The following is a 9,335-nucleotide window of genomic DNA, read 5'->3' as shown; positions in this document are numbered from 1 at the left end:
CGACGGCATCGCTCAAAGCGATGCCGTCGCTATTTCCGTACAAATCAACAAAGAACCCCCAAAAACTGTATAAAACGTTAGATTTAGTTAGGTGTTTGAAAATAATTGACAACTCTATTTTTTTTGTAAAACACTTATAGTGAGTGTTTTATGTTGCTGTGGACTGTCGGCCATTGACTGTGGACTACTTATTCTGTGACCTTTTTTGTAAATTACACAAAATTCAACCTCCTCTAAAAAAATGAAAATTTACGATGCCATTGTCATTGGGGCTGGCTATGCGGGCTTGACCGCTACCCGTGAACTCCTCAAAGCCGAAAAAGATGTTTTACTGCTTGAAGCTCGTGATAGGGTCGGGGGGCGAGTTTATACGAAATATTACGATGATGGCACATATTTAGATTTAGGAGCGGCTTGGGTTGGGCCTACGCAAGATAAAATTTATGCTTTGGCAAAAGAATTTGGAGTGCAAACTTTCCCGACTTACGATGAAGGAAAAAGTACCTTGCTTTTCAATGGAAAAGTAAAACGCTACAAAGGTCTGATTCCTCCGTTGCCGATTGGTTCGTTGCTGAGTTTAGATTTTGCCATCAAGCGAATGAACAAACTTTCAAAAACCATTGATTTAGAAAAACCGTGGGAGTCACCCAATGCGGAATATTATGACTCTATGACGTTGGCTACTTGGATGGACAAGCAGATGAGTTTCAAAACTGCCAAAATCATGTTTAAACTTGCTGCCGAAGCCATTTGGGCAGCCGACCCCAACGAAGTTTCGATGCTTCATGCACTTTTCTACACAAAATCGGGGCGAGATTTAGATACCTTGATGAATGTAAAAAATGGGGCTCAAGAAGAACGCATTTTGGGAGGAGCATCGCAGCCCGCTTTGCGTTTGGCCGAAACGTTCAAAGATAAAATCAGATTAAATTCGGTCGTAAGAAGTATTTCGCAGGAAAATGATATTGTAACCATCAAAGGTGATGGTTTTGAGTTTTTGGCAAAAAAAGTAGTAGTGGCACTTCCGCCAACGTTGGCGGGTCGAATCAATTATTTTCCGCTTATGCCTGCCAACCGTGAGCAACTTACTCAACGAATGCCAATGGGAACTGTCTGGAAAACGTATGCGATTTATGACAAACCTTTTTGGCGAGAAGCGGGCTTAAATGGCTTGTCGGCTACTAATGAAGGTTATACGACTGTGACGTTTGATAATTCACCCAAAGATGGAAGCAAAGGAATAATGATGGGTTTTGTGTTGGGAAATCAGGCAAAAGCATTTTCAAATTTATCAGAAGAAGAGCGAAAAACTTCGATTTTGGATTCGTTTGCTAAGTTTTACGGCGAAAAAGCCCGAAATCCGTTAGCTTACATCGACCACAGTTGGGCGGCGGAAGAATTTACTCGTGGGTGTTACGCAGGCCTTATGCCTACGGGAGCATGGACATCGCTCGGAAAAGCACTCCGTGAGCCAGTCGGTAATATTCACTGGGCAGGCACAGAAACCTCTGATGTATGGAATGGCTACATCGACGGAGCAATTCGCTCGGGTGAAAGAGTGGCGAAAGAGATTTTGGGTTAAATAAACAAGAGTCATCATTAAGTTTTTAAAATAGCTTAATAGGCTTTTACTAATAAAATTATAATGATGATTAAATAAGAGTTTTTTTCATTGCCGTCAGTTTTAACTGACGGAATCTTGTATAAAACAAAACAAATTTGACTTTAGTCAAACAACATATTTGGACTAAAGTCAAATTTGATTACATAATAAGTATCCGTCAGTTAAAACTGACGGCAATAAGTATTTTTTCTAATAGAATTCGGACTAACTTATTTTCACGGCTTCAAAATCAAAACTTTCTCCGAAACCGCTACGATTTTTGATTTGGTGAAATATACTGGAAAATACCCACCCGTTCCCCACAAATTAAATAAATCTCCGTAATGCTCAGAGCGTGGGTCGCCTGATTGACCTGGGTTATTGATGCCCAAAGTTCTATCCCAATTTTCAGTGTCCACAATTATTTTGAAAGATGCTCCGTGCGTTTGGTTGAGGTTATTGCTTGAATTATTGACAGTTTCGCCATAACCACCACGAGGAATTGGACCAAGATTAATTTTTGCTTTCAGAGCGGGGTCAGTTACCCAATCCGAAAGTGCGTGTGTGAGTTTGATGTGCTTATTATTAGCTTGACCGTATTGCCATTGGTTTTCATCTTTGCCAAGTCTTACAGTAATATTATCAACTGCTTGCTTGAAACACGCAATCAAAATCGAATCTCGACTTAGCAATGGATTTGCTCCCAAAAACGGCGGAGGAGTCACGAGCCAATCAGTCAGGCGTTTGGTCGGAATCGTCTTCATATACTTTTGGGCTTTTTCGGGAACTGCCAGTTTATGAACAGCTTTTTGTAATAAACTTTCCCATTCTACATAAACCGTGGCGTTGGTCGATTCTGGACTTAACTCAAAAGTGTCCCAGTTTTCGAGTTTTGATTTATGGCTACGATATTTTTCATCAATCGGTAGTCTTTTTAACATCGGAACTAACACACGAGCCGTAAGCGAAACGTAGTCGCTTTGTAGTAAGGCAAACTCTTCTAAAGTATGTTTTTTTCCCGAACTCAACACTTCTTCGATTCGATTGGCACGCACAGGATGAGCCCATCGCCAACCAATGGCATTTCGATTCGGGAAATTAGCAGGGGTGAGATTATTATTGGCCGTAACCACAAAGCCTTCAACTGGGTCGAATTTATTGGGCAAAAGCTCAATAGGCAAATAACCTCCCCATTCATAACGGCCATCGCCTGGAACTGGCACTAAGCCCGACCAATTTTTACGAATTGGCGAGATACCAACCGCTTGCCAGCCGATATGTCCTTTTTTATCTGCCCAAATCATGTTTTCACCTGGAATGCGGCTAAACGTGCAAGCTTTGCGAAATTCTTCCCAACTTTTAGCTTGATTCATGCGTAAACTGGCCAAATATGGAGCACATCCTACTTCTTGCCAACCCGCCCGAACGGCATACAAATGATTGTTTTTTGCATCTTCAAAAACAACTGGCCCGTGTCGGGTATATTTTAGCTGAACTATTTTTGGGGCTTGTCCTTTGATTTTAATCGTATCCGAAATAGCTTTTATGGTTTCCCAAACACCTTTATATTTATATTGATTTGGGTTTTTAGGGTTGGTTTCGTAAACGTACAGGTCTTCGTTGTCGGTTTCAAAAATGGTTAAACCCCAAGCACCGTATTCGTTATGACCAATCGAAACCCCTGGCAAAGTTGGTTCGCCGCCACCAATGACATTCCAATTTGGGGCGTGTAAATGCACCCAATAGCGTAGCGACGGTGTAGATTGGGCCCTATGCGGGTCATTTGCCAGCATTGGGTAGCCACTTTCGGTGAGTTTACCTGAAACTATCCAGTTATTCGAGCCAACATTGTCTTTTTCGTCTTTGTACCAATCTTGAAAATCATCGAGCAAACCTACTTTATTATCTGGTTTTGGGAATTTTAGTGGAGCTCTAAACGCTTCGTAATATTCTAAAATATGCTCAAAAAGTACGTCATTATCAAGCATTTTATCGAGTTCGAGGTTGGGTTCATTGTCTGAGTTTTTTGGGTGAAACCACGATAATTCTCGCATTTTATCTGCTCCTAAAATTTTCACCAAACGAGCATTATTGATTTCATCTTCGATGTTGCTCAAAAGCCCTTGATGGCGGCTGATTACCACTTCGGGTGTCCAGAAATCGGGTAATGTATTGAGTAGCTTAAATTCAAAAGGAAGGTCTTCGGGTTTTTGTCGAGCTTCAGCAATGTAGGTGTTTATTCCCGCCACAAAAGCCTCAATGATTTGTTTGCTTCGTGGATGATAATGCTGCAATTCGGCCGTCAGATTTCCCCGAAACTTAAATAATCTTGTGCCAATATCACGCTTTAGTTCACGCTCGCCCAGCAGTTCGGCTACTGTGCCAGTGGCTTGTCTTCGCCACATTTCGAGCTGGAAAAGTCGGTCAGAAGCTGCCACGTAGCCTTGTGTGACGAACAAATCATGCTCATTTTGGGCATAAATATGCGAAACTCCCCATTTATCTTTATAAACCTCGACGGGCTGTTGCAGAATCTTGATGTTAATCGTTTGAGAAAAGGCAGAGATGCTTATGGCAGAAATAAGCAGCGTTTTGATGAAGTTTTTCATGTTTTAGGTTTAGTTTGAATCAGTCAAATATAATGAGATTTTGTGGAATTGATGGGCTAAGTTTTGGGATTTCCTGCATAAAACTCCACGAAACAATTGTATTTTTTAGTCTGTAAGGTTTTTAACACATTAACTAAGGGCAACGCCCTTGAAGAAGAAATTATATAGCTGCTGGCCTAATACCTTGAAAGGGTGGAATATTTAGAATTAAACTTGTTTTGTCTTTTCAGGGCTTGTTTAGCGGAATGTAGCATCTTAATAGGGAGGGCGTCGCCCTATTTTAATGTTTGAAGCCCTTTCAGGGCAAAGAATAATACTGCTCCAATTTTTATGCTTTCAACCTGCCGACTAACTTTGTTAAATATTCCTTAACTTCAAAAGTCCCGAATATTGGCGTTTGTTGCTTATTTTTGAAAATTATTCATTTTATACTTCGTTATGCATAAAAATAATCTCCTCATTTTTGCAATTGCCGTACTCATAATAGTTAATTTTTTGAGTTGTAAATCTACTAAAAAAGACTCCTATACGGCTGTCAATCAATCATCATTACGCTACGATGATACTACTCTTTTTGCCGAAAACTCTCCTTATTTGATGCCCTATAACCGAATCATTGATGGAGCGGGCGAGTCTGTAAATTTCGGAAATCCCGACCTCGAAAACCACAGTCTTGATTTAGTGATGATTCCGAATTCGGCCTTGGTAGTTGTTGAAGACCGCTATGGCGTGGCGGTTTTTGATAGCAAAACGCATGTTTTAGTCAATCGTTGGAGTTATGATAAAGCTCCACAGTATAAAAGCAATATGAGTTCCTTTTCTGGAATCAAGGCCGTGACCGTCAAAGACTCTGTTTATATTTTTTGGGGAGCGGGTGGCCGCGAAACTCCCAATTCTTATGTGATGCAAGCCGCATGGACTGGCAAAGAAATCAAGTTTATCAAGGCTTTTACGTATAAGGCCGAAGCCCCCGCTACGATAGCTTTGCCAAATGAAGTAGAAATAAAAAACGAAAATGGCGAGTTGTTTCTCTACACGGTGCTAAATGGCAATAACCAACTCGTAAAATCGAAGGTAAGTAACGGTGAAGTTGTTTGGTCGAAGCCTACTGGAGTTGCTCCTTATGGTTTAAAAGTTTTTGATAATAAGGCTTTTGTGACAAATTGGGCTGGTCCGATAACCAATCCAACCGATGGTAAAGAAACGGCAGGCGTGCCGTGGGGAAGTGCCTATGTAAATCCACAAACAGGAGCAATTTCGAGAGGAACAGTATCGGTTTTTGATGTCAATACTGGGCAAACTCTCAAAGAATTGAATGTTGGTTTACACCCAAATGCAGTTGTAGCGAGTCCCGATAAAAAGTTTGTTTATGTAGCCAACGGAAACAGCGACCATGTTTCGGTCATTGATGCCCAAAAATTGCAAGTAATTGATTCGATTTACGTCGGACTTTTCAAAGAAAACGAAACGCTCATCGGAAGCACGCCAAATGCTTTAGTGTTGGACGAGTCGGGTACGGTGCTGTACGTAGCCAATGGTATGGATAATGCAATTGCGGTGGTTTCGCTCGGAAAAAATGCCAGCAGTCAAGGAAATGGACAAAGTTTTGTGAAAGGCTATATTCCAACGCAGGCCTATCCGTCGGGGATAGTGGTGAATGCAGGCGAATTGTACGTGACTAATCTCGAAGCCATCGGAGCAAGAGCTGCCCACAAATTGAAAGATGCCATCAAGGCCGATAAAGCCTATAATTCACACAAACAGTTGGCTTCGATTTCGTTTATTCCGCTGCCTGATGATGCAAAACTTAAAACTTTTACCGAAAAAGTAAAAAATCAGAGTTTGTATAAGCGTGTCAAATTATCCGAATTATTACCTCGAAAAAACATCGCTCCTCGCCCAGTGCCTGAGCGAATCGGAGAGCCTTCGGTGTTTAAACACGTTTTGTATATCATTAAAGAAAACCGCACTTACGACCAAGTTTTGGGTGATATGAAAGAGGGAGATGGCATGGCTTCGTTGTGTATTTTTGGCGATAGTATTACGCCCAATCAGCACAGTATTGCACGAGAATATCTATTGATGGATAATTATCACGTTTCGGGAAAAGCTTCGGCCGAAGGGCATCACTGGGCGAGTGCTGGAATGGTAACAGATTATACCGAAAAGAGCGTGCGAGCGTGGTTTCGTAGTTATCCGCACGTACTCTACGATGCGTTGGTGTATAACAAAAAAGGTTTGATTTGGAACAATGCCCTCGACCACGGAAAGAGCGTCAGAATTTACGGCGAAGCCTGTACTTGTGAGTTTGATGAAAAAACATACGATTGGGCAAAGCTGTATGAACTTCAGCAAAAAGGCGAGACTTTTCCTTATAAAAATACGACTACTATTTCAAGAGTTCGACCGATTTTGGCGAACGATTTCCCTGGGTGCGACGATGAAAGTATCAGCGACCAAATGAGAGCCGATGCCTTTTTGAAAGAACTAAAAGCTGCCGAAGCTGACCCAAATGGCACTTTGCCAAACCTGATGATTATGTCGTTGCCCAACGACCACACTACGGGCATGAATCCTAAGTTTCCAACGCCACGAGCAATGGTAGCTGACAATGATTTGGCCGTCGGGCGAATCGTTGAAGCAATTATGAAAAGCCGATTTGCTGACTCGACCGTAATTTTTATCAGTGAAGATGACTCGCAAGCGGGCTGGGACCACGTGAGTGCCTACCGCACGACTGGTTTTGTGGTGAGTAATTATTCTCGTTTACAGAAAACCGTACACACCAATTATAACCAAACTTCATTGTTACGCACGATTGAGCAAATCTTGGGCTTGCCTCCGATGAATATCATTGATGCAACGGCTTCGCCGATGTTTGATTGTTTCACCGATAAAATTGACCGAAGTTATCAGTTTACGCATAAGAAAAACCTCGTACCGCTCAATGAAATGAACAAACCCGCCAATGTTCAGAAAGGAGCGGCATTGAAATTTACGAATCAGTCGATAAAATTTGCTTTTAATAGAATTGACCGAGGAAATGATAATATGCTGAACCGAATATTGTGGTATTCGGCCAAAGGCTCAAAGCCATACCCAGCAAAAATGTCGGGCAGCGAAGAAGAAGAGGACGAAGATGATTGATATTTTGAGGGTTGTTCTACACGCCTTACTTTGAACGTAGGGTGATTAGTTCCATTTTTAGTTTCCCCTCCTTTTGAAGGAGGGGTGGCAAAATTCTGACGAAGTCGGATTTTGACGGGGTGGTTTGTTCCAACTATACATTTTTGAGCATTTATATGCCAAGAACCACCCCGACTGGGCGTCCCCGTCCGACTTCGTCAGGACACCCCTCCTTGAAAAAGGAGGGGAAATCTTAGAACCAATCAACCCTGCTGTGTTGAAGTGGGCAGGGGGATGTTTTTCAAGTCAAGTGTAGCCCCAAAACCAATCCCCACATTAGCACAAAACTAATAAGCAGCGAAATATTAACCAGCGTACCTGGAATGCGTGTATCGTAATTGAGTTCGTCGGCGAAAGGTAGGATTGTCATACCCGACGGAAGCGTTACGCAGATAATCAAGACCGCATATAATAGTGTGTCGTGCGAAAAACTAAAATAAATACCCAGCACAAATAATATTCCTACGGCATAACGAATTACCAACACCTTCGAGATGGCTATTACTTGTCTTTTGTTTAGTTCAAAACTTAAATAAATACCCATCAAGAGCAACACCAATGCCTTATTGGCTTGGGCGAGTGTACCCAGAAAATCAAAAAATAAAGTGGGCATTTCTACATTAGAAACATTGATTATCAAGCCAATAAATAAGCCCAAAACAGGCGGTAAACTAAAAATTTTCTTGATTAAAGTGCCGAATGCGGGCAAGCCTTTATGGTTCGATGAGAAATAACTTCCGATTGGATAAACCACCCCAAAAGTCATAATCGTATTGCCAATATCAAACATCACGGCATAAACCATCGCTTCTTTTCCGAAAAGCCCCTCAATGAGCGGAAAGCCAAAAAGACCAACATTTAGTCCACCTGCCCCCATTGTCAATACGCCACGCAAATCATTTGGGTATTTAGCAAACCAAATCCATGCAATCGCAATCATGATTGAGCAAAAAACAATACAAAACAGCGGAAGGAGTAGGAGCGAAGAGTCGAGTTTTACACGAGCCGTTGAGAAAATCATCAAAGCAGGAAAAGTGGTGTGCATCAAAAACTTCGAGATGGTTTTTCCTTCTTTTTCTGTGATGAAATTAAATTTTTTTATAAAAAATCCTAACCCAATAATAGATAAGGTAAGTATAAAAACGCTGTTAGTTTGACTCATTATGCTAATTTTTACTGTATTTTTTGCAAAATTAGGGAAAGATTGAAATAGAGGGGCAATTGCTCTGTAAATAAATACTTTTGGAAGACTTGTAATAGCCTGAATACAATTTGTAAGCCTGTAAGAATATCGTAAATTAGGGTCTTTAAACTAATATTCAATCCTACGAATCAATTTTAATCATGAAAAAACTATCATTGTTGTTGTGTTTGTTGTTGTCGGTCAGTTTGGCCTTTTCGCAGAAAAAAGAAAAAGGTTGGGTTTCTCTTTTTGATGGCAAATCGTTTGACGGCTGGAAGATAAACGAAGACCACCCCGCCACATTTTCTATCGAAGACGGAACAATAAAAGTAGCGGGCGAACGAGCCCACTTATTCTACGAAGGTAAAGTTGGCAACCACGATTTTAAGAATTTTGAGTTTAAATTAAAAGCTAAAACGCTACCTGGCTCAAACTCTGGTATATTTATTCATACGGCTTATCAGGCTAAAGGTTGGCCCGAAAAAGGCTACGAAGTGCAAGTAAACCAAACACACACCGACTGGCGTAAAACAGGAAGTTTGTATGGCATAAATGATGTGAAAGAAAATTTTGCGAAAGACAACGAGTGGTACGAATACCATATCATTGTGCAAGACAAGCACATCATCATAAAAATTGATGATAAAGTGGCGGTTGATTATACCGAGCCTGACACCCTCCCCGAAAACCGTGGACTAAAAAGATTGAGTTCGGGTACGGTTGCCCTACAAGGCCACGACCCCAAAAGCATCGC

General features: G+C 41.3%; 5 protein-coding genes. 3 read left to right on the top strand and 2 right to left on the bottom strand.

The window, feature by feature from the left end:
• The first annotated feature begins 241 nt into the window (after window positions 1-241).
• Window positions 242-1,582, top strand: coding sequence for a flavin monoamine oxidase family protein (locus tag ACOVO2_RS24185; RefSeq protein WP_421772443.1), 1,341 nt, complete (start codon window positions 242-244; stop codon window positions 1,580-1,582).
• Window positions 1,583-1,839: 257 nt separating this feature from the next.
• Here ACOVO2_RS24185 and ACOVO2_RS24180 read toward each other — a convergent pair whose 3' ends face one another.
• Window positions 1,840-4,212: a penicillin acylase family protein gene (locus tag ACOVO2_RS24180; protein ID WP_421772442.1), complete on the bottom strand. Its 2,373-nt coding sequence runs from the start codon at window positions 4,210-4,212 to the stop codon at window positions 1,840-1,842.
• A 495-nt stretch (window positions 4,213-4,707) separates the two neighbouring features.
• Here ACOVO2_RS24180 and ACOVO2_RS24175 point away from each other — a divergent pair, with 495 nt between their 5' ends.
• A complete protein-coding gene (locus ACOVO2_RS24175; RefSeq protein ID WP_421772441.1) occupies window positions 4,708-7,359 on the top strand; it encodes a bifunctional YncE family protein/alkaline phosphatase family protein in 2,652 nt (883 codons plus the stop codon).
• Between the two features lie 280 nt (window positions 7,360-7,639).
• Here ACOVO2_RS24175 and ACOVO2_RS24170 read toward each other — a convergent pair whose 3' ends face one another.
• Window positions 7,640-8,560, bottom strand: a complete 921-nt coding sequence (locus ACOVO2_RS24170) for an AEC family transporter (protein WP_421772440.1) — start codon at window positions 8,558-8,560, stop codon at window positions 7,640-7,642.
• Between the two features lie 182 nt (window positions 8,561-8,742).
• On the opposite strand from ACOVO2_RS24170, the gene ACOVO2_RS24165 reads away from it, so the two are divergent.
• Window positions 8,743-9,335 (top strand): 3-keto-disaccharide hydrolase (locus ACOVO2_RS24165; protein WP_421772439.1); only part of this gene is annotated, 593 nt, incomplete at its 3' end.

The organism is Emticicia sp. (genome assembly GCF_049241225.1).
Classification (GTDB): Bacteria; Bacteroidota; Bacteroidia; order Cytophagales; family Spirosomataceae; genus Emticicia.
The sequence above is the reverse complement of the archived record's forward strand: the minus strand, read 5'-3'. Positions and strand labels throughout refer to the sequence as shown.